The sequence below is a fragment of the Agrobacterium sp. DSM 25558 genome (assembly GCF_900100825.1).
GTDB lineage: Bacteria > Pseudomonadota > Alphaproteobacteria > Rhizobiales > Rhizobiaceae > Agrobacterium.
This window is the reverse complement of the sequence record NZ_FMUD01000014.1, coordinates 103,477-125,163: the sequence shown is the minus strand read 5'-3', so window position 1 is coordinate 125,163 and position 21,687 is coordinate 103,477. Positions and strand designations below refer to the sequence as shown.

General features: G+C 56.4%; 21 protein-coding genes and 1 tRNA gene. 3 read left to right on the top strand and 19 right to left on the bottom strand.

Annotation, left to right across the window (positions count from 1 at the left end; all coding sequences use genetic code 11):
• Positions 1-197 precede the first annotated feature (197 nt).
• On the top strand, positions 198-575 hold the full coding sequence (locus tag DSM25558_RS13890) for a hypothetical protein (protein ID WP_077105349.1): 378 nt from the start codon (positions 198-200) through the stop codon (positions 573-575).
• Between the two features lie 78 nt (positions 576-653).
• Here the strand turns inward: DSM25558_RS13890 and yihA are convergent, their stop codons facing one another.
• Genes yihA through rpmH form a run of 4 tightly spaced genes read right to left on the bottom strand, consistent with a single transcriptional unit; the run spans position 654 to position 3,678 of the window.
• A complete protein-coding gene (gene yihA / locus DSM25558_RS13885; protein WP_077105348.1) occupies positions 654-1,322 on the bottom strand; it encodes a ribosome biogenesis GTP-binding protein YihA/YsxC in 669 nt (222 codons plus the stop codon).
• The gene (yidC, locus tag DSM25558_RS13880; protein ID WP_077105347.1) at positions 1,319-3,127 is read right to left on the bottom strand and encodes a membrane protein insertase YidC; all 1,809 of its coding nucleotides are present in this window, start codon (positions 3,125-3,127) and stop codon (positions 1,319-1,321) included. The genes yihA and yidC overlap by 4 nt, the downstream gene beginning before the upstream one ends.
• The gene (gene rnpA, locus DSM25558_RS13875; protein WP_077105346.1) at positions 3,127-3,510 is read right to left on the bottom strand and encodes a ribonuclease P protein component; all 384 of its coding nucleotides are present in this window, start codon (positions 3,508-3,510) and stop codon (positions 3,127-3,129) included. The genes yidC and rnpA overlap by 1 nt, the downstream gene beginning before the upstream one ends.
• Before the next feature lie 30 nt (positions 3,511-3,540).
• The gene (gene rpmH, locus DSM25558_RS13870) at positions 3,541-3,678 is read right to left on the bottom strand and encodes a 50S ribosomal protein L34 (RefSeq protein WP_042616368.1); all 138 of its coding nucleotides are present in this window, start codon (positions 3,676-3,678) and stop codon (positions 3,541-3,543) included.
• A 370-nt stretch (positions 3,679-4,048) separates the two neighbouring features.
• Between rpmH and DSM25558_RS13865 the strand changes: the two genes are divergently transcribed.
• Positions 4,049-6,067 (top strand): methyl-accepting chemotaxis protein, encoded by a 2,019-nt coding sequence (locus DSM25558_RS13865; protein WP_077105345.1) that lies wholly within the window; start codon positions 4,049-4,051, stop codon positions 6,065-6,067.
• A gap of 95 nt (positions 6,068-6,162) precedes the next feature.
• On the opposite strand, the gene DSM25558_RS13860 is transcribed toward DSM25558_RS13865, so the two are convergent.
• On the bottom strand, positions 6,163-7,515 hold the full coding sequence (locus DSM25558_RS13860) for a dicarboxylate/amino acid:cation symporter (protein ID WP_083716453.1): 1,353 nt from the start codon (positions 7,513-7,515) through the stop codon (positions 6,163-6,165).
• Between the two features lie 272 nt (positions 7,516-7,787).
• Here DSM25558_RS13860 and DSM25558_RS13855 point away from each other — a divergent pair, with 272 nt between their 5' ends.
• Complete coding sequence (locus DSM25558_RS13855; RefSeq protein WP_077105343.1) at positions 7,788-8,423, top strand: CatB-related O-acetyltransferase; 636 nt, start codon at positions 7,788-7,790, stop codon at positions 8,421-8,423.
• Positions 8,424-8,463: 40 nt separating this feature from the next.
• On the opposite strand, the gene DSM25558_RS13850 is transcribed toward DSM25558_RS13855, so the two are convergent.
• The 14 genes from DSM25558_RS13850 to DSM25558_RS13785 all read right to left on the bottom strand — a co-directional run bounded on the left by DSM25558_RS13850 (position 8,464) and on the right by DSM25558_RS13785 (position 21,640).
• Positions 8,464-8,703, bottom strand: a complete 240-nt coding sequence (locus tag DSM25558_RS13850; RefSeq protein ID WP_077105342.1) for a hypothetical protein — start codon at positions 8,701-8,703, stop codon at positions 8,464-8,466.
• 142 nt (positions 8,704-8,845) lie between these two features.
• The gene (locus DSM25558_RS13845) at positions 8,846-9,253 is read right to left on the bottom strand and encodes a hypothetical protein (protein ID WP_143240107.1); all 408 of its coding nucleotides are present in this window, start codon (positions 9,251-9,253) and stop codon (positions 8,846-8,848) included.
• Positions 9,254-9,295: 42 nt separating this feature from the next.
• On the bottom strand, positions 9,296-10,222 hold the full coding sequence (locus tag DSM25558_RS13840; RefSeq protein ID WP_077105340.1) for a carbohydrate kinase family protein: 927 nt from the start codon (positions 10,220-10,222) through the stop codon (positions 9,296-9,298).
• Positions 10,223-10,317: 95 nt separating this feature from the next.
• Positions 10,318-11,016: an orotate phosphoribosyltransferase gene (locus DSM25558_RS13835; protein ID WP_067648999.1), complete on the bottom strand. Its 699-nt coding sequence runs from the start codon at positions 11,014-11,016 to the stop codon at positions 10,318-10,320.
• A gap of 70 nt (positions 11,017-11,086) precedes the next feature.
• On the bottom strand, positions 11,087-12,124 hold the full coding sequence (pyrC, locus tag DSM25558_RS13830; RefSeq protein WP_077105339.1) for a dihydroorotase: 1,038 nt from the start codon (positions 12,122-12,124) through the stop codon (positions 11,087-11,089).
• Between the two features lie 96 nt (positions 12,125-12,220).
• Positions 12,221-13,258, bottom strand: a complete 1,038-nt coding sequence (locus DSM25558_RS13825) for a 4-hydroxyproline epimerase (protein WP_077105338.1) — start codon at positions 13,256-13,258, stop codon at positions 12,221-12,223.
• A 71-nt stretch (positions 13,259-13,329) separates the two neighbouring features.
• Positions 13,330-14,661 (bottom strand): alpha/beta hydrolase, encoded by a 1,332-nt coding sequence (locus DSM25558_RS13820; RefSeq protein WP_077105337.1) that lies wholly within the window; start codon positions 14,659-14,661, stop codon positions 13,330-13,332.
• A gap of 191 nt (positions 14,662-14,852) precedes the next feature.
• Entirely contained in the window at positions 14,853-15,560 is a 708-nt protein-coding gene (locus DSM25558_RS13815; protein WP_143240106.1) for a hypothetical protein, read from the bottom strand.
• 105 nt (positions 15,561-15,665) lie between these two features.
• Complete coding sequence (locus tag DSM25558_RS13810; RefSeq protein WP_077105335.1) at positions 15,666-16,376, bottom strand: glycosyltransferase family protein; 711 nt, start codon at positions 16,374-16,376, stop codon at positions 15,666-15,668.
• A 5-nt stretch (positions 16,377-16,381) separates the two neighbouring features.
• Positions 16,382-17,908, bottom strand: a complete 1,527-nt coding sequence (locus DSM25558_RS13805) for a glycosyltransferase family 2 protein (protein ID WP_077105334.1) — start codon at positions 17,906-17,908, stop codon at positions 16,382-16,384.
• 18 nt (positions 17,909-17,926) lie between these two features.
• Positions 17,927-18,628: an HAD family hydrolase gene (locus DSM25558_RS13800; RefSeq protein ID WP_077105333.1), complete on the bottom strand. Its 702-nt coding sequence runs from the start codon at positions 18,626-18,628 to the stop codon at positions 17,927-17,929.
• Positions 18,625-19,191, bottom strand: a complete 567-nt coding sequence (locus DSM25558_RS13795; protein WP_200800756.1) for a PI-PLC domain-containing protein — start codon at positions 19,189-19,191, stop codon at positions 18,625-18,627. The genes DSM25558_RS13800 and DSM25558_RS13795 overlap by 4 nt, the downstream gene beginning before the upstream one ends.
• A 682-nt stretch (positions 19,192-19,873) precedes the next feature.
• Positions 19,874-19,950 (bottom strand) — tRNA-Arg (locus DSM25558_RS13790).
• Positions 19,951-20,119: 169 nt separating this feature from the next.
• Positions 20,120-21,640, bottom strand: a complete 1,521-nt coding sequence (locus tag DSM25558_RS13785) for a sensor histidine kinase (RefSeq protein ID WP_083716456.1) — start codon at positions 21,638-21,640, stop codon at positions 20,120-20,122.
• Positions 21,641-21,687 lie beyond the last annotated feature (47 nt).

Sequence of the window (21,687 nt, the reverse complement as noted above, 5' to 3'; positions counted from 1 at the left end):
CAAGTTTTTGACGGATGAAACAACGGACAGCCACTCAGCCGCAGAAAAATCAAACGTGAACGCATGGGGATAGCCAATCTGATTGACATATGTGCCCAATCGGACCAGCTTTGTGGTCGGGGAAGTGCGCGTCGGCAAGGGGTAGCTGACTGATCGCCGTTTGCGGTGGCGCTACAAAGCCAGGAGTTCGACGCCGAATGACCTTGCCGGATCGGGAAAAGCGAAGCGGTTTGAAAGATGAAGTGCTTGCAGGCGAATATGTGCTGGGAGCACTGAGCGCCGACGCAACTGCGCAGCTTGCCAAGCGCGTGAAGACGGATCGCCAATTTGCAGCCATTGTGCGGCGGTGGCAGGACAACCTCGGTCATGTCAGCACAGATGAGCAACGCAGTTTCAGGTCTTATATGGACGCATCCATGGATCATTCCCTGCGGCGTTCCGATGACAGCCTGCACCGCAGCATCTACGGGCGATTCAGCATTATATCGGCGCTCTGGAATTCGGTGCGGTTTTGGCGTCTGGCCACGTCGGCTGCGCTGCTATGGGCCGCGGCCCTGCTGTTTTCAGCCGTCTGACAAATGTCAGTCTCTCAATCCTGTGACATGCAGAGGAATGAGCGAAGGGAGGCGACAGACGCCGCCGCCCTCTCAATATCAGATGATGCCGACCGTCTTGCAGATCTCGGCGCGGAGCAGATCGAGCCCAGCAGACTTTTCTGACGACGTCGCCAGAACCTCGGGGTAGGCCGCCGGACGCTTGCGGATTTTCTCCAACGTCTCGTTGACGAGGCGTGGAACGCCGACATCCTTGATCTTGTCGGTTTTGGTCAACACGACCTGATAGGATATGGCCGCCTTGTCGAGGATTTTCAGAACGTCCTCATCATTGGCCTTGATGCCGTGGCGGGAGTCGATCAGCAGGTAGACGCGCTTGAGAGTTGCACGGCCACGCAGATAATCGAACACCAGCTTCGTCCAGGCATCGACATGGTCCTTGGGCGCTTTGGCGTAGCCGTAACCCGGCATATCGACAAGCGCCATCGGCGGCATATCGCCAGCTTCACCGGAATAGCCTTCAGGAACGAAGTAGTTGAGTTCCTGCGTACGGCCCGGCGTATTGGACGTGCGCGCCAGCCCCTTATGGCCGACGAGCGCGTTGATGAGCGAAGACTTGCCGACGTTGGAGCGGCCTGCAAAGGCAATCTCCGGCGGACCTTCAGGTGGCAGGAATTTCATCGCGGGAACGCCGCGAATGAAAATCCAGGGCCGTCCGAAGAGCGGCTTTTCCGTTACCGGTTGGCCGCCATTGATATCGCTGGTCATTTGGTTTCCACCGGCTTTCGTTTGAACAATGCCCTGATATTGTCAAACAGCTCGATCTTGGCACCGTGGCGCTTCATGATCACTGCCTGCTGGCTGATCGACAGGGTGTTGTTCCACGCCCAGTAGATAACGAGACCTGCGGGGAACGATGCCAGCATGAAGGTGAAGATCAGCGGCATCCAGGTAAAGATCATCGCCTGTGTCGGATCGGGAGGCGTCGGGTTCATACGCATCTGCATGAACATGGTGATGCCCATGATGATAGGCCAGACGCCGATCATCAGGAAGTGCGGAACATCGTAAGGCAGAAGGCCGAACAGGTTGAACAGCGAGGTTGGATCCGGCGCAGACAAGTCGTGAATCCAGCCGAAGAACGGTGCATGCCGCATTTCGATGGTGACGTAAATGACCTTGTAGAGCGCGAAGAAGACCGGAATCTGCAACAGCATTGGCCAGCAACCGGCGACAGGATTGATCTTCTCTTCCTTGTAGAGCGCCATTGTTGCCTGCTGCATGGCCATGCGGTCATCGCCATGCTTGGCTTTCAGTTCGGCCATCTTCGGCTGCATGCGCTTCATGTTGGCCATGGAAGCGTACTGCTTGGAGGCCAGCGGGAAGAACAGCAGCTTGACGACGATTGTCGTCAGCAGGATCGCCACACCGAAGTTGCCAAAATAACGGAAGAAGAAATCCATCAGTTTGAACATCGGCTTGGTGATGAAGTAGAACCAACCCCAGTCGATCAGGCGATCGAACTTTGGAATGTTGTATTGCGTCTCGTAACGGTCAACCAGCGGAACTTCCTTGGCACCGGCAAAGACCATGTTCTTGAGTTCGATGGACTGGCCAGGTGCCACTGTCATGGCGTCGCTACGGTAATCGGCCTGGTAACGCGGCTGACCATCCGTGAAGTGCGAATAGCGTGTTTCGACCGCAACATTCTGCGGAGGAACGATCGCTGCTGCCCAATACTTGTCGGTGATACCGAGCCAGCCACCCATGGCCTTTGGCAGCGTAACCGCCTTTTCCTCGATGTTCTTGTAGGTATCTTCCGTCAGGCCCGCATCCGTACCGGCGACGCCGAGAAAGCCTTCGTGAATAACGAAGACGGCAGGTGTCGTCGGCTTGTTGTTGCGGGTGATGCGGCCATAGGTCGAGAACGACACAGGCGTCTGGCCCGGGTTGTCGATCTTATCCGTGACGGTAATCATGTAATGATCGTCAATGGAGATCGTGCGTGTGAACACGACGCCGACATCATTGGTATAGGTTAGCGCAACCGGTGTGGTTTCGGTCAGCTTTGCACCTTCAGGCGCTGTCCAGACTGTGGAAGGGCCGGGGGCCGAACCTGTTGTCGCTTCGCCAGCGATATAGCCCAGTTCGGTGAAGTAGCCGTCATGGGTATCGGAGGGGGAAAACAGCGTGATGAGCGGGCTCGAGTCGTCTACCGTCTCATGGTAATCCTTGAGGCGAATGTCATCCAGACGAGCGCCCGTCAGGCTGATGGAGCCTTGAATAGCGTTGGTGTCGATCTGAACGCGCTGCGACTTCGTCAGCGATTCCTCGCGTGAAACCGTGGCTGCCTGCTGGCCGGTTGCGCCGGGCAGGGTGCCCGTCGGCGCGGCGGTGCCAGGTGCTGCGTTTGTCGTCGTTGTTGTTGTCTGCTGCGTGGCCTGCTGCGCCTGTCGAGCCTCTTCGGCGCGGCGCTGCTGCTCGATGCGCGGATTCATGTAGAGGAACTGCCAGGCAAGCACGATGACAACCGAAAGGCCTATCGCGATAAAGTAGTTGCGGTTTTTTTCCATCATTCTTTCCTGGAGCGGGTCTCCCGGGAGCGTCCGGATTTCGCTCGTCCCTTGATCCGCTCTATGAGCAAGTGTTCCAGTACGGCAAATTCGGTATTCAGTACGTCCCTACGGGCGACAATCACATAGTCATGTCCGGGTTTCATTGCCAACCCTGCCGAAAGCCTGACGGCCTCCTTCAGACGGCGGCGCATTCGGTTGCGTTCAACCGCATTTCCTTGGCGTTTGGTAACCGTAAAGCCGACCCTGGGTTCGGTTTCAGGTTTTTGACGATCCAGGACTTCCATCAGGAAGGTACTGCCTCGCCTTTTTTCTCCTGCCTGGACAGCAAGAAACTCCGGTCGGTTTTTCAACCGACCGGGTATTTTCTTCTCATGCGTCATGTGCCACGACTTTCATCGGGCTATGGCCAATTAGGCCGAGAGACGGGCGCGGCCGCGTGTGCGGCGAGCGGCCAGAACCTTGCGACCGCCGGCAGTCGCCATGCGGGAGCGGAAACCATGACGACGCTTGCGAACAAGCTTGGATGGCTGGAAAGTACGCTTAGACATTTATTTAATACCGCGGGGTGCGGCCCTTCTTGACTTTGCCCCTTTTGGGACAAGAGCGTTTCGTTTTGGCGTTCAGGCGCATGCGCAAGCACAAGAGCGCGAACGTGCGGGCTTATAAGGGCTTCCGGCCTGCAAAGTCAATCGCTGCCGCTCAATCCCCTCGCACACACTCAAGAGTGGATACATACGCCCGCGCAGGTCGCCAACTTCCAAGCAACCCTTAAGCTCTTCATTTAAGAAGCAAAGTAACAAGTCGCTAAAATCCGAAATTCTTTATTAAGAGTGCATAGATAAAGTTATCCCCACGAACGATTATTTCGATTTCGATCTCACATACGTGTGGGAGGAGCGTTTTGAGGGGAATACGCAGTTGAGAATACGGGGCAGGATAAATCTTCTGGTGGGGCTCTTAAGCCTTGTGGCATGTACCATCGGCGGCTTGTCGATTTTCGCCGTCAATGAATACCACAAACAGACGCTGACACTGGATGCAGTGGCCGACCGCGCACGCCGCGGTGAAACACTGAACCGCCTCGTCACCGCTGTGGTGATGGAAGCGCGCGGTATCTACGCCGCCAAAGACACCGCTGCTGCGTCTAAATTCGGCGACGGCCTGATGAAGAACCTGGCCGATATGGACACCCTGCTCAAGCAGTGGAAACCGCAGGTTCCCGCCAGCCAGACAGCACAATTCGCCAATCTCGAAAAGCGTTTCGAAGAGTTTCGCACGTTCCGCACCGAGACCGCGCGCCTTGGACGCGACGTAAGCCCGCAGGACGCCAATGCACAGGGCAACAACGACGCGAACCGCGAAAACCGCAAGGCCTATCAGGGCGAAATCGATGCCGTGGTCAAAACCGACCTTGCGGAACTCGAGGCGATCAAGACCGACATCGAAAGCTTCGGTCAAATGATCTTCCTGGTCGTGGCTCTCGTGACTGTCGGTGGCGTCGTTGTCGGTGCCGCGTTCGGTCTTTATGTCGGATCCAAGCAGCTCAGCGGTCCTATTCTGAAAGTATCCGAAGCCATGAATTCCGTGGCCGAGGGTAACCTTGGAACGGACGTTCCATGCCTTGAACGCAAGGACGAAATCGGCGAAATGGCCGCAGCCGTCGAGGTTTTCAAGCGCAACGGTCTGGAAGTCCGACGCATGAATGCCCAGGAAGCTTCTATGCGCGCCAAGAGCGACGACCTGCAGGCCGGCATGGCCGAAGTCGTCAGCGCCGCTGCTGCCGGTGATTTCAGCCATCGTATCACCAAGGATTACGGTGATGAGAACCTCAACCGCTTTGCCCAGAACATCAACGCTCTACTGGTCAGCGTCGATAGCGGCGTGACGGAGACGGGTCGCGTTATCGAAAGCCTCGCCCATGGCGACCTGACGCAGACGATGAACGGCAATTTCCACGGCGTTTTCGCCCAGCTTCAATCTGATGTGAACGAGACATTTGCCAAGCTCAAAGGCACCATGAGCGAAGTTCGTGGCAGCACGGAAAGCATCAACGGCAATGCTAATGAGCTGCGCTCTGCCGCAGACGACTTGTCCAAGCGTACCGAGCAGCAGGCTGCGGCGCTGGAAGAAACCTCTGCCGCTTTGGACGAGATTACGGCTGTGGTGCGCAATTCCACGGAACGTGCGCAGGAAGCCAGCACGATGGTGTCAGAAACCAAGGAGAAGACCGCGCAGTCTGCCAAGGTGGTGCGTGACGCCGTATCGGCCATGGGTCGGATCGAGCAGGCCTCGCGCGAAATCAGCCAGATCATCAACGTCATCGATGAAATTGCCTTCCAGACGAACCTGCTGGCGCTGAATGCCGGTGTGGAAGCGGCGCGTGCCGGTGAAGCCGGCAAGGGCTTTGCCGTGGTGGCACAGGAAGTGCGCGAGCTCGCTCAGCGCTCTGCCAATGCGGCCAAGGACATCAAGGCACTAATCACCAAATCCGGCGATGAAGTCGGCAACGGCGTGAAGCTGGTGCAGCGCACGGGTGAGGCTCTGGATGAGATCGAGACCCGCGTTCTCGGCATCAATGATCACATCCACTCCATCGCAACCGCTGCAAAGGAACAGTCGACCGGTCTGCAGGAAGTCAACACCGCCATCAACCAGATGGATCAGGTCACGCAGCGCAATGCGGCCATGGTGGAGGAAACCTCCGCGGCAACCCATAAGCTGAGCGCCGAAGCCGAGAATTTGGTCTCGCTCGTGGGCCGGTTCCGTTTGGGCAACGACAAGGGTGCCTACGTCTCTACTCCGGCAAGACCTGCCGCCGCATCATCGCGTTCGGCTCCCGTCGCCTCGCCTGCGCGCAAGATGATGGGCAACGTCGCCCGTGCCTTCAACGGTAACGCCGCCGTCGCCCAGACCCGTGACGAATGGCAGGAGTTCTGAGGCCTAGACCTCCAAGCCTGAGTTTGAAGAGGTCGAAACTGAAAACCCCTCGCCACGGCGAGGGGTTTTCTTTTGGTGCGGAAGGTCTCGCCAGCTTATTCGGCAGGAGCCATTGCGGGGTCGAGAGCATCGATGCCCTCCTGGCGGTCATAGGCGGCCTGATCGAGAATGCCCTGACGTTTTGCGACAATGGTGGGGATCAGCGCCTGACCGGCGACGTTGACCGCCGTGCGGCCCATATCGAGGATCGGATCGACCGCCAGCAACAGGCCGACGCCTTGCAGTGGCAGACCGAGCGTGGACAGTGTCAGGGTGAGCATGACTGTCGCACCCGTCAGACCCGCGGTTGCCGCCGAGCCCAGAACCGAGACGAAGGCGATCAATACATATTCCTGAATGCCGAGCGGCAGGCCGTAAAACTGCGCAACGAAGATGGCGGAAATCGCCGGATAGATGGCGGCACATCCGTCCATCTTGGTGGTGGCACCCAGCGGCACGGCAAAGGCGGCATATTCACGCGGCACGCCGAGATTGCGCTCCGTGACCTGCTCGGTCACCGGCAGTGTACCGATGGAGGAACGGGAGACGAAAGCCAACTGAATGGCGGGCCACGCGCCGGAAAAGAAGCGCATAGGGTTCAAGCCGTTAGCCGCGAGGATGATGGGGTAAACGACGAAAAGAACGATGGCGAGGCCGATATAGATCGCCGCCGAATACCAGCCGAGCGAGGCGAGTGCTTCCCAACCATAGACAGCAACCGCATTGCCCAGAAGACCAATCGTACCGATTGGCGTCAGCCGGATGACCCACCACAAAATCTTGCGCGTGATGGCCAGTAGCGAGCGGTTGAAAGCCAGAAACGGCTCTGCCTTCTCACCCACCTGCAAGGCAGCAATGCCAACGGCAATCGAAATCACCAATATCTGCAAGACGTTGAAGTTGAGCGCGGTCGTCGCACCACCCGGGGTGACCTTGGTCGACGCCTGAAGACCGAGCAGGTTTGCGGGGATCAGCCCTTTGAGAAAGTCGAGCCAGGAGCCGGTGCTGGAGGGTGCAGCCGCAGCCGTCGCCGCAACGCCGGAATTGATACCAGGCTGGATCAGCAAACCCAGCGCGATGCCGATGAGAACGGCAATCAGAGCCGTAATCGCAAACCACAACAGCGTCTGCCACACCAACCGCGCCGCATTGTTCAGCTCCCGCAGATTGGCAATGCTGGCGACAATGGCGGTAAAAATCAGCAGCGGTACCAGCGCGCGCAACAGCTGAACGAAGATCGAGCCGATGGTGGATAGCGTCTGAACCAGCCAATTCGGCCCTGCCTCGGTCGCGCCCATCTGCCGGGCGATATAGCCCAGCACGAGACCGACAACCATGGCGGCGAAGACTTGAAAGCCGAACGACGCGTAGAAGGGCTTATGTGCCCGTGTGGTGGATGAAGCAGGCATTTTGTATTCCATGAGAACGAGAAGACGGTGCGAACCGTCTAACGTGAAAATGAAGAGATGGTTCTATTCTCTGTGTCTTGTCCACAATATCAACGAACAGAATTGCCCACCCACCTGATTCATTAGAAATTTCTTTTATCAAATCCAGCAGTGTAGACAGGTCTCTCACGGATCAAAACAATTCATGAGACCAATCCATATCGGCAGATGGATAAGGCGGATAGAAGCGCATAGCCTTGGCAAACTCTCATCTCTATCAGAGCTTTTACCAAATGCCGCTTCTCGATGCGACCGCCATTCACCCCATTACCCTGCCCGATGGGCGGGTCTATGAGGACACCGTCTATCTGAGGAATGTCATCGATCATCCCCGCATGGATGTCGGTGAGTTCAGCTATTACACGCATTCTGGGAAGCTGGAGGACACGGCCTCCATTCTGGCACCCTTCCTTGGTCACGAAGTCCGCGAACGGTTGGTCATCGGCAAATTCGTGCAGATAGCCAGAGGTAGCTATTTCATCACAAGCTCGGCCAACCACCCGATGAGGGGCTTCTCTACCTATCCGTTTCGCATCTTCAAGCCGGAGACATTCGGCTACAAGGATCTGCCTGTCAAAGACACGATTGTGGATCACGATGTGTGGATTGGCCAGAACGCGGCCATCATGCCGGGTGTCCATATCGGCAGCGGTGCCATCGTCGCGGCAGCATCGGTCGTAACGCGCAATGTCCCGCCTTACGCGGTTGTCGGAGGCAATCCCGCAAGGCTTATCCGTATGCGTTATTCTGAAGATGTCATCGAGCAGCTGCTCCGCCTCGCTTGGTGGGACTGGCCTCTCGATAAGATTGAAGCGAAGCTTGAAGCACTCAACAGCGGCGACATCGTCGATCTGACGACCAATTTCTAGACGTGCCTTGGTTGTTCTTTCGCTTAAGCCGTCACAGGCTTTACCAGCGTTGCTGGTCTCCGTTGGAAACGCCACCATCGTGCCACTCTTCGTAATAGCGCGTGGCGGTATCTTGCGCGTGCAACAGCATTGCAGGATTTTGCCAGACGACAAGCCCGCCAATGATGACAGCCGCTAAAAGCGCAATCCCGATCAGCTTGCGCACCACAAACATCACCAGCCAGATTCCGATGACCGCAAAAACGGACATCATCAGAATCGAACCAATACCTTCAGGCATATAGGTCTCAAGGGTTTCCATGTGAGCTTATAGAGCGAGCGTTTTGGCCGAAGAAAGGCAGAGCAAAGTTTTTGTCACGTCGTTTTTACGCGAACGAAATGCATGAGCATTCATTGGCTTGAAAAAATGAGCCCTCTTGGGTTCAAAACATTTGCCCACAATAGTCGAAGTCGTAGCTTCCTACCCGTTGGTTGGAACCGTCGTATGTGTGAATGGTAATGTGACCGGTATCGTAGACCCTGAAAGACAGTGCTTCGGGCAAGCGAATGCCATGATATTCAAATCTTTCATGAACAACTTTTTCCATAGCCAGACTGACGGGATAAACAACCGAAGAGAAATTTGATCGCAAGAATCGTGTGCTGGGCTGGCTGGTGCCGTCCCCATCAGAAGCTTTCCTGAGTTCTGCAAAACGCGCGTCACAAGTCTCGGAAGTCATCCTCTTTAGCAGGATGGGGTCGCTGATTAAGGCCCAAGCGCTCATCATAGAAAATGATGCGAGCAAGATTAAGAAGGTCGTGCCCAGATTTCGCCCGATCAATTCACTCACCGCTTGTACCAGTATGCCTAGTATCGGAGAACTTTCTCTATATTAAAGGCTAATCTCCTCCGCCCAAGGTGGGTTTGCCCCGGCCCGAGACACCGTCACCGCCGCGGCCTTCGCACCCAGCGCCAGTGCCTTGGCGATCTGCTCTTCCGTCAGTGCCGCGACCTGCGGCTTGGTCAGCAGGCCTTGAAGCTTCAGCGAGGCGAGGATGCCGGCGTCGAAGGTGTCGCCTGCGCCCACCGTGTCGACCACTTCTACCCGTTCGCTGGGGACTTCCACGCGCAGGCTCGCAGTGTAGCCGACGGCGCCCTGTGCGCCGCGGGTGACGACGACGAGTTTCGCGCCGTGGTGTAGCCAGTGGCGGGCGAGGGTGTCTTCGTCGCCTTCCAGTCCGAACCAGGCCAGATCTTCATCCGAGAATTTGACGATATCCGATTTGGCGGCCATGCGGTTTATGCGTTCCAGATGCTTCTGCTTGTCCTTGATGAAGCCCGGCCGGATGTTGGGGTCGAGCGAGATGACGCGTTTTTCGTGTTCGCGCATCAGCAGCGCTTCATAGGTGCCGCCGCAGGGTTCGGGAATGAGGCTGATCGCGCCGAAATGCATGGCTTCGCAATCGGCACCAATGTTGGGAAGATCGGCTTCGGACAACATGCGCAGCGCCGTGCCTTCATCGTAAAAGGCATAGGTGGCGTGGCCGTCTACCAGTTTCACGAAGGCGATTGTCGAGGGGCGGTGCGAGAAGGCGCAGAGGCTGTAATCGACATTGCTGGCTTTCAGCGTGTCTTTCAGAATTTCGCCCATCATGTCATCGGCAATGCCGGAGAAGAAGGCGGAGGGAACGCCGAGACGTCCCAGGGCGATGGCCGTGTTGAAGACCGCCCCGCCTGCATAGGGCGCAAAACCCGGCTCGCCTTTCGTGGTTTCACGCGGCAGCATGTCGATCAGGGCTTCACCACAACACAGGATCATCCGGTCCTCCTCCATATCAAAAACTAAATCGATTTAAACAACTTCGCCCGACTTGGCCAGATGTTTGCCAATCGAAACTTCGGTGCCAAACAAGATCAGGATTGCGGCAATTCGCTGACCCCGCCCTGGGCGGCAGACCATGGCAGCGGGTTGTCGAGGAAGGCTTCAACTTCAGACAAGGTCTTGTCGTCGAACAGTTTCTCAGTGCGGGCAACGGCCAGAACATTGCGCCATGTGCTGAGGTAATGCAGCTTCACGTTTCCGTTGGCAAAACGTGCTTCCGCCTCCGGGAAGATGCCGTAATAGAACAGCGCAATGCCGTGATCGACAATGCCGCCAGCAGCCCTGATAGCATCGATGAAGGTGAACATGGAGCCGCCAGCGGTCGTCAGATCCTCGATGACAAGCACGCGCGCGCCCTCCGGCATATGGCCTTCGATTTGTGCATTGCGGCCATGGCCCTTGGGCTTCTTGCGGCAATAGATCATCGGCAGGCCCAAGCGTTCCGCCAGAAAGGCCGCGAAGGGAATGCCCGCCGTTTCACCACCCGCCACGCAATCGAACTTTTCAAAGCCCGCATCGGCAACGATCTTGGCTGCGGCAAAATCCATCACGGCGGAGCGGATGCGTGGGTAGGAAATCAGCTTGCGCATGTCGATATAAACAGGGCTCTTCATGCCCGATGCGAAGGTATAGGGGCTTTCCGAGTTGAAATGCACCGCCTTGATTTCCCACAACATCTTCGCAACAAGTTCAGCCACAAGGGCGCGATCCGTGAATGTAAACTGGGACATCGGCATTTTCCTCTTTTGATCATCGAATGCATAAAAAAACTGCCGGATAAACCGGCAGCGATTGAAAAATTCAGGCAACGTCCCAGTGCAGCGGGAACATCGGGTCGAACACCGTGACCGGGCCTGCGCCGGTATCGATCTTGGCGGGGAAGTTCACCGGCTCATCGCGCTTGACCAACGTGATCGTGTCTTCGTTGGGTGCCAGGCCATACCAGGCCGGGCCGTTGAGCGAGGTGAAGGCTTCCAGCTTATCCAGCGCATTGTCCTGCTCGAACACATGGGCAAGGCAGCTCATGGTGTTGATGGAGGTGTAGACGCCAGCGCAACCGCAGGCGCATTCCTTCAGCGGGTCCACATGCGGGGCGGAATCCGTGCCGAGGAAAAAGCGCGTGTCCCCGGAGGTGGCGGCAGCGCGCAGGGCCAGACGATGTTCTTCGCGCTTTGCAACGGGCAGGCAATAATAATGTGGCTTGATGCCGCCCACCAGAATGGCGTTGCGGTTTATGATGAGGTGGTGGGTGGTGATCGATCCGGCGAGATTGGCCTTGGATGCCTTGATGTAATCGACACCATCCTGTGTCGTCACGTGTTCCATCGTGATCTTCAGTTCCGGCAGGCGCTGCCGCAACGGGTCGAGAACCGTGTCGATGAAGACCTTTTCGCGGTCGAAAATATCGACTTCCGGTGTGGTCACTTCGCCGTGGACGCAGAGCGGCAGGCCGATCTTCGCCATGCGCTCCAGCACCGGCATCGCCTTGTCCATATTCCCCACGCCGCCATGGGAATTGGTGGTGGCACCGGCGGGGTAGAGCTTGACAGCAGTGATGAGACCGCTGGTCTTGCCTTCTTCCACGTCGTCGGGGCTGGTATGTTCGGTGAGGTAGAGCGTCATCAGCGGTTGGAAACGATCACCGGCTGGAATGGCCTTGACGATGCGGTCCTTGTAGGCAATTGCATCAGCCGTCGTCACCACCGGCGGCACGAGGTTGGGCATAATGATGGCGCGGGCAAAATGGCGGCTGCTATCGCCAATCACGCCTTCCAGCATTGCACCATCGCGCAAATGCAGGTGCCAGTCATCAGGGCGGCGAAGGGTGATCGACTTCATCGTGAAACCTCGAGCTTGCTGGAATTGCGCCCGTTTAACACCATTTAGCGCGAGAAGACAGCGCCCTAAGCGACTTTTCCGACGCAAAAACGGATGTTAAATCGCGCCCGCCTGCGGACCCCAGACATCCGTCATGGCAAAACCGTCCGCTAGCGGATCGTTTGGATCAAGCCAGACCTGATGCAGGCCGAAGGTGAAACCACGCCCGGTAATGGTGGGAATGACTGCGGCTTTGCCTGCAACTTCCGTGACCGCAGATAAGCCGACTTCGAACTGCGTGCCGATGATGGAGCGGGATGTATAGGTATCCCCCACTTGCACCTTACCGCGTGCGTGCAGCGTGGCCAGATTGGCGGAATTGCCCGTGCCGCAGGGGGAGCGATCCGCCCGGCCAGGCCACATGGTGGTGCAGGTTCGGATGGTGCCATCGGCTTCCGTATCGCGGAACATCACATAGGCGACGCCTGAGATGGCTGGGATTTCGGGATGCACGACGGGTATCTCGCGGTTGACGATATCCTTCAGCACCATGCCCGCCGCCACCAGCTTTGCTGCATTGGCTTTGTCGATGGTGAGCCCGATTTGGCTCACATCGACAAGCGCGTAGAATATGCCGCCATAGGCGATATCCATGCGGATGCGGCCCCAGTCTGGCGTTTCGATCTCGACATCCAGCTCGTGAACGAAGGATGGCACCATGGTCAGCTTGACCTTCTCGCAGCGGCCATCGCGGCAGGTGGCAGTGGCCTTCACCAGACCGGCTGCCGTTTCCAGCATCACGATGGTTTCCGGCTCCTTCATCTCCACCATGCCGCTTTCCAGCAGCGCTGTCGTGGCACAGATGGAGTTGGAGCCGGAGCTTGCATGCGCCTGATCCGGCTGGAGAATGACGAAAGCGGTATCCGCATCCGGGTGCTTGGGCGGCAACAGCAGGTTGACGGAGCCGATGGGCGCGCCGCGCGGCTCCAGCGTCAGAAAGCGGCGAAGCTCTTCACCTTTCGGATCCGTATTCAGCCAGTGCAGCTGTTCGGCCACCGTGTTGCCCGGAATTTTCGGCACGCCACCCGTGGCCACACGCCCGATTTCACCTTCGCAATGAACATCGAGAAGCTGAATTGTGCGTCTGAAGCGCATGGAAACCACTCCGGTATAAGATCAGGACAGGCAGGTCATAACGAATAAAATACTGTTTGTATATTACGCGTTCAGCGATCCCGGCATTCGGAATTCCCACGATTGACGGAAAGGTTGCAATCGCTGGAGCGCCTTGTGCCGTTGTTCAGCGCCTGCGGATCGACCACGCTGGTTGCAGTATCTCCGACAGAACCGACCGTGTTGCCGACAGAACGGCCGAGACGCTCGACCTGCCGCCCGTAATTTTCCCGCGTGCGCGGATCGAACACAGCAATCGGCGCACTGACAACGACGCTTGCCGCCGTACCAACCGTCTGCGCGGCACCAATGCCCACGGCACCGATGGCCTCACCCAGACCCACATCGGAATCCGTTACAGTCTGCCCGTCGATCAACCGCCCGCCGATGAGACGCACGACCTCAGGGCTTTCGGCAAACTTTCCGTGGTTGAGGCTATCGCCGGATTTCAGCTTGGTGAGGTCGAGAACGGTAATGCCAGCACTTTCGAGCTGGCTTCTGTAAGGCTCTGCGCCGGGGTCGATCTGGCCGAGGCGATCGACATTGCCGGAAATGCGCCGGGAAAGGCTGAGCGCCCTGTCATCTTGAGAGACGAACAGTGTAAACTTCGGCTTTTCCTTGCCCAGACTTTCATACTGGCGCGCAAACACATCCACATCGAGATCGGGTGCAGCCAGAATGACATTGTTGATCTTGGGATATACGCGCCCGTGGCGGATTGCCATCTGGCGCAGGGCCTCCACTGCAAGCCATGTCCCCATGGAATGCGCCATGACGGTGACATCACTGACCGCATTGTCCTTGGCCAGTCGCGTCAGCATTTCTTCCAGGGCATCGCGGGAATAGTTGGTGCTTTCCTTGTCGTAGTTGTAATCGAACACGCTGGCGCGCGATGGCCAAGTAAACACCACCGGCAATACGTCGGACCCGGAATCGTGGACGATCTGCGCAAAGCGATAGACGGATTCCTCGTAGCGGTTGTTGAAGCCGTGCACGAAGACCAGCACACGCTTGTTTTTCAGGCTGTTACGCTTGATCCAGCTCTGGCTATCGGCATCACTTTTCAGCGATTCAACCGAAACGGTGGTGAAGCTTTTCAACGGGTCTGCTGGCAGCTTCTTCGGCCACTGCACCTGACCGACCTTGCGGTTGGCCTCTGGCGGAATGGAAACAGAGATGGCATCAACCTTCAGCCCCGTGCCGCGCTCGCCCCCGAACAGGATGGCCTTGTCATCAGATGGTGCCCGCGTGGTGGCAACCAGAAGATTGACCGCAGACGTGCCCTGCACCCTTTGCCCGGTCGGCGTCATGACACCAATGGGACGACCGCCGCAGCTGGCAAGGACGGCAAGCAGGGTGACGAAAGCGACGAGCCTTGCGGCCATTCAAATACTCCGGGAGCAGAGCGGAGGTTCTATCGTCAGAATGACGAACGAGAGCCTCAGCAATCAATTGCTCCCTTATTGCAGAATGGCCCCACATAAGCCAGTCGCGAAACGGGCATATGTGGTCACTTCAGGCAGAGGGGATTTCAAACGCTTTGGATTGAGCAACCTTCCCGTTTGAGTAGCCGGGGCTATTCCCCCCGGATTTCCTGTGGCATCGTTCCGGTATAGGGTGCCAGCGTTTCCAAGCGTGGCCGATTGAAAATCATGTAGAGCGGATTATTGCATTCGGGATTGGCAAACATCGAGTTAGAATCCCAATGCCCACCGGTGATGAACCGGATATTGCCGTTCAGCGTTCGCATGAAATAATACAGCATGTGCAGGTCAGGTCTTCGCGCGAGTTGGTTCATGATCATCGCGCTGAAGAAATCGTTCATGGCTTTGCGACCGATGATGTGCACGGCATCACCAACACGCTGGTGATCTCGCCAACCGATCATTGTTTCCTTGAAAGGGAAATAGACGGAGGAGTCATCGATTTGAATGTCCCAATCGTCAAAATTCTTTTTAAAATCGAGATCGAAGCGTGTGACCAGTAGCGCATCGCAGTCGTCGTTTTCGAAGACATGCCTCATCCCCTGCTTGAACGTCTCGATCTGCGTACTTCCCGCAGCATCAAGCATCACCATCTCGCAGGGCGCGATGAGCTCTTTCAGCTCCTCCAAGATCGGGCTGTCATATGTCGCGAGATACAGCTTGGTTTCCGGGTATTTCAGTCGGATCGGCAGTAGGAATTTTTCGAGTAGCGATGCCGCATTTTCACGTGCATCCATTGAATAGCCGTAACGGTCTTTTTCCAGAAAATTGTTTCCACGCAATAAGATAGCTAGTTTCATAAGTGCCTCTGTATATTTGACGGTTCTTAGTGAGAAAAAAGATTAGAAGGCTATTTAACGTTCACAGCCCATTGCGGTGGCGTGTCTTTTCGACAAGGCAAGCCATCATGATTTCACATCGCGTACATTCGTAACGCCGTGCGCCGCCACCTTGAGCGATTGTGCAATCACGCCATTGAACAGCGGGCAGACGAAGAACAAATCGCGATAGGTTTGTGTCGGCGCGTTCTCCAAAGCGTGGGCAATCGCTCTCAAAAAGACCGAGCCGCTTTTGAATGCGTAGGTTCCAGCAGACGCTTCGCCAGAAATCACTTTCTTTTCAGCAGCCTCGATGACATCGCCACGTTCGTCTCTTCGCAAGTAGCTGTACATGGGATTGGAGCTGGCGAAGGTCAGCGCGATACCGCCATCATCAGGGTTCTGATCAAAATGGCGGGCTGGATCGAGCTCCGTCGTGTAAAGAATATCGGCAAGGTCGATCAGCAGAGGACGATTGTCGCTGCCAAGCTGCACCGCTGCGCCCGCCAGACTGCTGAGAGCGGCACCCGCCGTAAAATGAGAGACGAATGTCGTTCGACAGCCGGGAAACCAGGACTGCAGTTGGTTCTGAGCGAATGCGCGGGTCTCTTCACGATCATGCAGAACGAAGGTGTAGTCTGTCGGAGCGGCGAGCTTCGCCCACGGGCGCTGCGACAGGGTTGCCAGAAGGAACGGCTCGGTACCGCCGATGTCCTTGAGCGCTTTCAACTCTCCATCCGCCGAGACGAAATCTGGCCCGGCCATTGGAACAATGATGTTGACGCCCCCGCCTACCATCGTCGTCAGCCCACCATCGCCACGGGTGCGTCTGCCGAGAGAGGTGCTCCGGTTTCGATCAGAAATGCCGTGAGATCTTCTGGTGTTCCAAGGCCCTTCATGGCATCTCGGCTAACTTCGTAGACGCCGATCTTGGCACCGTTACGAATCATGTAGTTGTAGGCCGGGCAGGTGTAGAACTCGTTGTTGACCCGATCATTGCAGGCGATCATGTCGATCGCGGCGCGAACGAACTCGGAGCCTCGGCGGAACAGGTAGATACCCACCGTCGCAAGATCGGAAATCGGCTTTTTCTCTGCGACTTCGACCACGAGGCCATTTTCATCGACCTTTGCAAAAGACCATTTCGGGTCCATATCGGCATCGCGAAACACCAGGATAGAGCCGTCGAGCTTGCGATCAAGGCAATCCTTGACGAATGCGTCACAGTCAAAGTCCACCCACTGATCGGAATTGGCGACAAGCATCGGCTGGTCGTTGTCGAAGGTGCTGCGCGCGAGCAGCAACGTGCAGGCCGTGCCTTCGGTCAAACGATCGACCGGACGAATGGCAACGCCGATCTCATTCAGCCGCCGCACGCCGGCATCACAGGCCTTTATATGTTCGGCACGCAGCAAAACGGTTGTGTTGGCGTTCGGCGTGCAAACGTTTTCGATGACATGCTCGAGCATCATGCGCCCATTGACGTCGATGAAAGGCTTGGGCTTGCCCCAGTTCTGCTTGGCGAACCGGCTGCCTTCACCTGCCGCAGGTATCATAACGTTGAGTTGCGCCTCGTTGCCGGATCGATCCCGCAGGCTGGTCGCAAGTTCGGTGGCAGCAAACTCGGCGATCTTCTCCGGCGAGTAGAAACTGTAGTATTTCGATGCGTCGATTTTCACGTAGGCGACGGGCACATCCTGGAGAATGATCTGGTTGAGGGCTGCCGAGAAATAATACTGCCCGTCGACTTCGTCCCCGCTCAGAATGGCCCGGCGTGCGGCTGCAAAGAAGTCGCCTGCGCGTTTGAAATAGTAGAACCCGGCGATCGCGATATCGGAGACGACGCGCTTTTCCGCTGCCTGGGCAACACGACCATGTTCATCCGGAACGATGTAGCACCACCGCGGGTGCACGGAACGAAATGTAATAACGCCGGATGCCACGTCGTCCTGCTGAAATTTCGTCAGTATATCCATCAGCGGAACATTGATGATCTGATCGCTGTTGCAGATGATCAGCGGCTGTTCGAGATCCAGCTCATCGCCTGCGAGCAAGGCCGAGCAGAGCCCACCTTTTGTCTCACCGGCGCGCTGAACGACCTTGGTATGGTGCCCACCAATAATCCGCAGAGTTTCATCGAGTGAAAACTGCCGAGCATCGTCCGCCGAGATGATGAAACAAAAACGAGCGTCAGGTATCGATGCTTTCAATGCCGAAACAACCGAGTCGATCATCGGCTTGCCGGCGATTTCGATCAACGGCTTTGGAAAGAAATACTCCTGTTCTGGAAAGAACTGAGAGCGGCTGGCAATCGGCATGAGAATTTGCATAGCGAATCCTGACTGATGTTACGCTATTTTGCGCGGAAGAGTTTGAGTGTCGGCAGCACTATCCAACTGCGCACCCTCTGCAAGCAGCTGCGTCATTTCTGCGAGTTCGATCTCGTTGATGCGCGCCATGATACGTTCATACGTCACATCAGCGGGTGTTCCCACGACAAACACGTGGCCGCCGCTCGCGCGTGCCGCTCTGATGCCGTGGTCGTTGTCCTCTAGAATAAGGCACTCATTCGGCTGGACTCCGAAGCGCTGCATCGCTGAGAGATACATTTCCGGATCAGGCTTGGCCTTGGCCACATCTTCATTGGAAATGATTGCGTCGATAAAGGGCGTGAGTGCTGCCAGCTGCATCATGACTTCGATCGAGTTGCGGATCGAATTCGAGCAAACGGCGATCTTGCGACCGCTTTTGTGCAAACGCGACAAGGCTTTCTGATGATGGAAAACCGGCTTGCAGCGCAAATGCGTAAGCTCGATGGTATAGTTCTGCTTGAGACTGTTGATCAAATCAGCCAGCCCCTTCGGCAAACCATGCGCCGCCGTCAACATCTCCAGCTTTCGGCGTGTTGGAAGGCCATCGAAAGTCGACAGATGGGACTCGCGACTGATGGTGTAGCCAAACAATTCCAGTGCGCGATTCAGCGCCTCGTAGTGCCAGTCCTTGGCGTCGATGAGGACGCCATCCATATCGAAAAGAACTGCTTTGATCATAATGTCGGGCTCCCAAAAAATAACGCCGCTTCATCTGGAAAATCAGTGCAGAGCAATATGGAAGACATATCCAGCCCGGCCTGATTCCTGAGTGAACTCCAAAAAGCTTCGTGCGGCCGCTTGTGAAGTTCCGGGGAAACAATTGCGATCGGCTTGCCAAGACCATGGAGCTCAACGGCAGCCGCTTCCTGGGGAAAACCACCCGTGAAATTGTCTAGCCAGATACCGGAGCATTCCGCAGCCAAAGCGGGTTTCGGTTCATATTCGCTGACGCGGCTATAGGCCGGCATACCCGCCCTCAGATAAGCAAGCATGTCAGGAATGGACATATCGAAAACGAAGTATTGCGTTACGCCATAATGGCGAAGAGCAGCCTCACTCATCACCGCCAGACCATCGGACTTGATGTTGAGTGCGAGCATTCCGCTACAATTGTTGGAGACGTAAAAATCAAGGAGCCAATCAAATGAAATGATATCGTCTGACGTCTTTGGTGGATCATGGGAGATCACGAGCGTCCCATCGAGGTCGCGAATATCCGTCTCCAGGCCGAAACCGGCCAACAATGCACGCGAAAGTGCTTCGCGCGAATTCTTTGGAATGTCGTCGTTCCAACTGCCGCGATGTGCAAGGATATTGGTTCTGGCAAGATCACTCATCTCAACGCGTTCGCCATAGCTCGTGTATCACCGAAGTTTTATCCCGCATTCTCTTGTCGCCGTTTGATTCGAGTTACTTACGGATTTTATTTAAAGTTACTGAGCTTGTGCCAAGCTTGTTGCTGTGACTGGCTTATGTTTGCGCGCCTGTCCGACAATTAATTTAGCTTAATCGATGGACGTCCCAAGACTAAAGGCGTCAGGAGTGGCGGGATTTCCGGTGACAGGACTTCAAAGTCGGGTCTGGTGTCTCCAAGCTGGCTGACCGCCACTTGAGGCGATTCAATCTTAGCTCACGAGCCACAGTAGCCCTTGATCGAGCTGGCAGATGGGCCACCGAATGCGTTGAGATCAAAAATCCGACTTATAAAGGGAGGATAGCGTGCGTTCGGTCATCGTGCCGAATGGTTAGTTCGGTGGTTCCTTGCGGATCGATCGAACCAGTGTGAACGGTCGAATTGTACCGACCAGTTTCTGGTTGCACTTTGGGAGCCGATGCATGTCAGCCCCTAGCAATTGCTCCAGTCAGTCAGAATAAACGACCGTTTGAAACACGCTAAACATTTGTTTGATTTAGGAAAAGAAATGGCGCACCCGAAGAGATTCGAACTCCTGACCCCCAGATTCGTAGTCTGGTGCTCTATCCAGCTGAGCTACGGGTGCGTGCCGCAGAAACATGTTCCGTTGGCGTGGCGATCCTCTAAAACGTCCTCATGTTGAATGCAAGCGATTTCGCTGAGAATTTGTCATTTTCCTGCAATGAATTTTCTATGCTATTGAAATAATTGGTTTTTTGATAAGGGCCAAACAAGCGCGCATATTTGAGCGATGCTCACGCGCCGTTTTGCTGACGAGGTTCGTTGGCTGGGCGGTCTGAGATTTCGATGCGGAATTGGGTTCCCTGGCCGGACTTTTCCACCAGCGCAATGGTGCCCTTATGGGAAAGGACGAGTTCGCGGGCGATGACAAGGCCGAGGCCGGTGCCGCCGGAGCGGGCGGAGCCCTTGAAGGCTGAGAACAGGTTCTCTCTGGCCCGCTGGGGCATGCCGGGTCCGTTATCATCGATGACGATGCTGACGACGTCTGCATTGCGCTGTGCGGCGATCGTCAGCCGTTTATGTGCGTGGTCATCACCGCTGGCCTGCTGCAGCGCCTGCACGGAATTACGGCAGAGATTGTAGAGAACGCGAAACAGCTGTTCGCCGTCGGCATCGATGCGCAAATCGGGCGGGACGTTGTCAACGAACTCGATGCCGCTTACAGGATCGATCGCCAGCACGTCCTTGACGTCCTGCACAAGCTCGTCAAGTTCGATCAAGCGTCGCTTCGGTGCGCCTTCGGTTGCCTGGCCGTAGGCCAGAACCTCGCTGGTGTAGCCAACGGCGCGGTCTATGGTGCGAAGCAGTTTTGGCGCGAAACTGCGCACCATCGGGTCTTCCACATCCACAAGACGGTCCGACATCAGCTGTGCTGAAGACAGAATATTGCGCATGTCATGATTGATCTTGGAAACGGCCAAGCCCAGATCGGCAAGGTTCTTCTGCTGTTTCAACGTTTTTTGCAGTTGCGTCTGCATGTCGGCCAGATGGCGTCCGGCCACGGCCAGTTCGTCGCTGCCCTCTTCCGGTTTGAACACGCGTGACGGATCATCCGGCTGTTCGGAAAAACCCTGCATGCCCAGCGTCAGGCGGCGGATGGGGCGGATGAGAATGCGGTTGATTGATACGAAAATCAGGCTCGCGGTGATGAGCGACAGGGCCACCGAAATCATCAATACGTTGCCGGCATAGGCAATCATCGCCGCGCGGAGTTTGTGTTCTCCGATGACAATTTCGATGATCATGTTGCTGTCACCGATGACATCGAAGACGCGAATGACGCGGTTTCCGCCGAACAGAAGAACCGAAAAGGCATCGCGCACCGCCGCCAGTTGCGACACGTCCGACAGGTCATATTGCTCATCGACGCTGGGCGGCACCTCGGTGGCGGCAAGAAGGGTGGAGGTTCCGTCCTTCTTCAGGGCGATCAGCTTGGCACCTGTCGCCAGCAGCGTGTCGTTCTGTACGGTTCGGGGCAATTCGGTCTGCAAGCCATCGATCACGACGCCAGCGGCGGCAGCCGTGTTCAGTCTGTCACGCAGCCATGACAGGCGCATATTGGCGACGGAGGGCACGAAAATCAAAACTTCGGCGATCATGACGAAAATGACCGTCAACAAAAGCAGGCGGCCGGACAGGCCTTGTGTCAGGCCGGGCGCTTCGCTCTGCGCATCCGCATCCTGACGGTCTGTCCTGTTTATGACGGTCGAAAACACCAGGCCTGTTCCTGTCGATGCGAGGGCCTCTGATTCCATATCGGTGCGAAGCCGCAATTCCAAGCGATAATAGGGTTTTCCGCTCG

What these genes read in the sequence shown, in the direction of transcription:
- DSM25558_RS13840 (WP_077105340.1), bottom strand. Translation starts at nt 10,222, where the DNA reads ATGATCCTGTGTTGTGGTGAAGCCCTGATCGACATGCTGCCGCGTGAA.
- DSM25558_RS13835 (WP_067648999.1), bottom strand. Translation starts at nt 11,016, where the DNA reads ATGTCCCAGTTTACATTCACGGATCGCGCCCTTGTGGCTGAACTTGTT.
- DSM25558_RS13855 (WP_077105343.1), top strand. Translation starts at nt 7,788, where the DNA reads ATGCCGCTTCTCGATGCGACCGCCATTCACCCCATTACCCTGCCCGAT.
- rnpA (WP_077105346.1), bottom strand. Translation starts at nt 3,510, where the DNA reads ATGACGCATGAGAAGAAAATACCCGGTCGGTTGAAAAACCGACCGGAG.
- yihA (WP_077105348.1), bottom strand. Translation starts at nt 1,322, where the DNA reads ATGACCAGCGATATCAATGGCGGCCAACCGGTAACGGAAAAGCCGCTC.
- DSM25558_RS13890 (WP_077105349.1), top strand. Translation starts at nt 198, where the DNA reads ATGACCTTGCCGGATCGGGAAAAGCGAAGCGGTTTGAAAGATGAAGTG.
- DSM25558_RS13810 (WP_077105335.1), bottom strand. Translation starts at nt 16,376, where the DNA reads ATGGTAGGCGGGGGCGTCAACATCATTGTTCCAATGGCCGGGCCAGAT.
- DSM25558_RS13805 (WP_077105334.1), bottom strand. Translation starts at nt 17,908, where the DNA reads ATGCAAATTCTCATGCCGATTGCCAGCCGCTCTCAGTTCTTTCCAGAA.
- DSM25558_RS13820 (WP_077105337.1), bottom strand. Translation starts at nt 14,661, where the DNA reads ATGGCCGCAAGGCTCGTCGCTTTCGTCACCCTGCTTGCCGTCCTTGCC.
- rpmH (WP_042616368.1), bottom strand. Translation starts at nt 3,678, where the DNA reads ATGTCTAAGCGTACTTTCCAGCCATCCAAGCTTGTTCGCAAGCGTCGT.
- DSM25558_RS13800 (WP_077105333.1), bottom strand. Translation starts at nt 18,628, where the DNA reads ATGATCAAAGCAGTTCTTTTCGATATGGATGGCGTCCTCATCGACGCC.
- yidC (WP_077105347.1), bottom strand. Translation starts at nt 3,127, where the DNA reads ATGGAAAAAAACCGCAACTACTTTATCGCGATAGGCCTTTCGGTTGTC.
- DSM25558_RS13860 (WP_083716453.1), bottom strand. Translation starts at nt 7,515, where the DNA reads ATGCCTGCTTCATCCACCACACGGGCACATAAGCCCTTCTACGCGTCG.
- DSM25558_RS13815 (WP_143240106.1), bottom strand. Translation starts at nt 15,560, where the DNA reads ATGAAACTAGCTATCTTATTGCGTGGAAACAATTTTCTGGAAAAAGAC.
- DSM25558_RS13825 (WP_077105338.1), bottom strand. Translation starts at nt 13,258, where the DNA reads ATGCGCTTCAGACGCACAATTCAGCTTCTCGATGTTCATTGCGAAGGT.
- pyrC (WP_077105339.1), bottom strand. Translation starts at nt 12,124, where the DNA reads ATGAAGTCGATCACCCTTCGCCGCCCTGATGACTGGCACCTGCATTTG.
- DSM25558_RS13850 (WP_077105342.1), bottom strand. Translation starts at nt 8,703, where the DNA reads ATGCCTGAAGGTATTGGTTCGATTCTGATGATGTCCGTTTTTGCGGTC.
- DSM25558_RS13785 (WP_083716456.1), bottom strand. Translation starts at nt 21,640, where the DNA reads ATGGAATCAGAGGCCCTCGCATCGACAGGAACAGGCCTGGTGTTTTCG.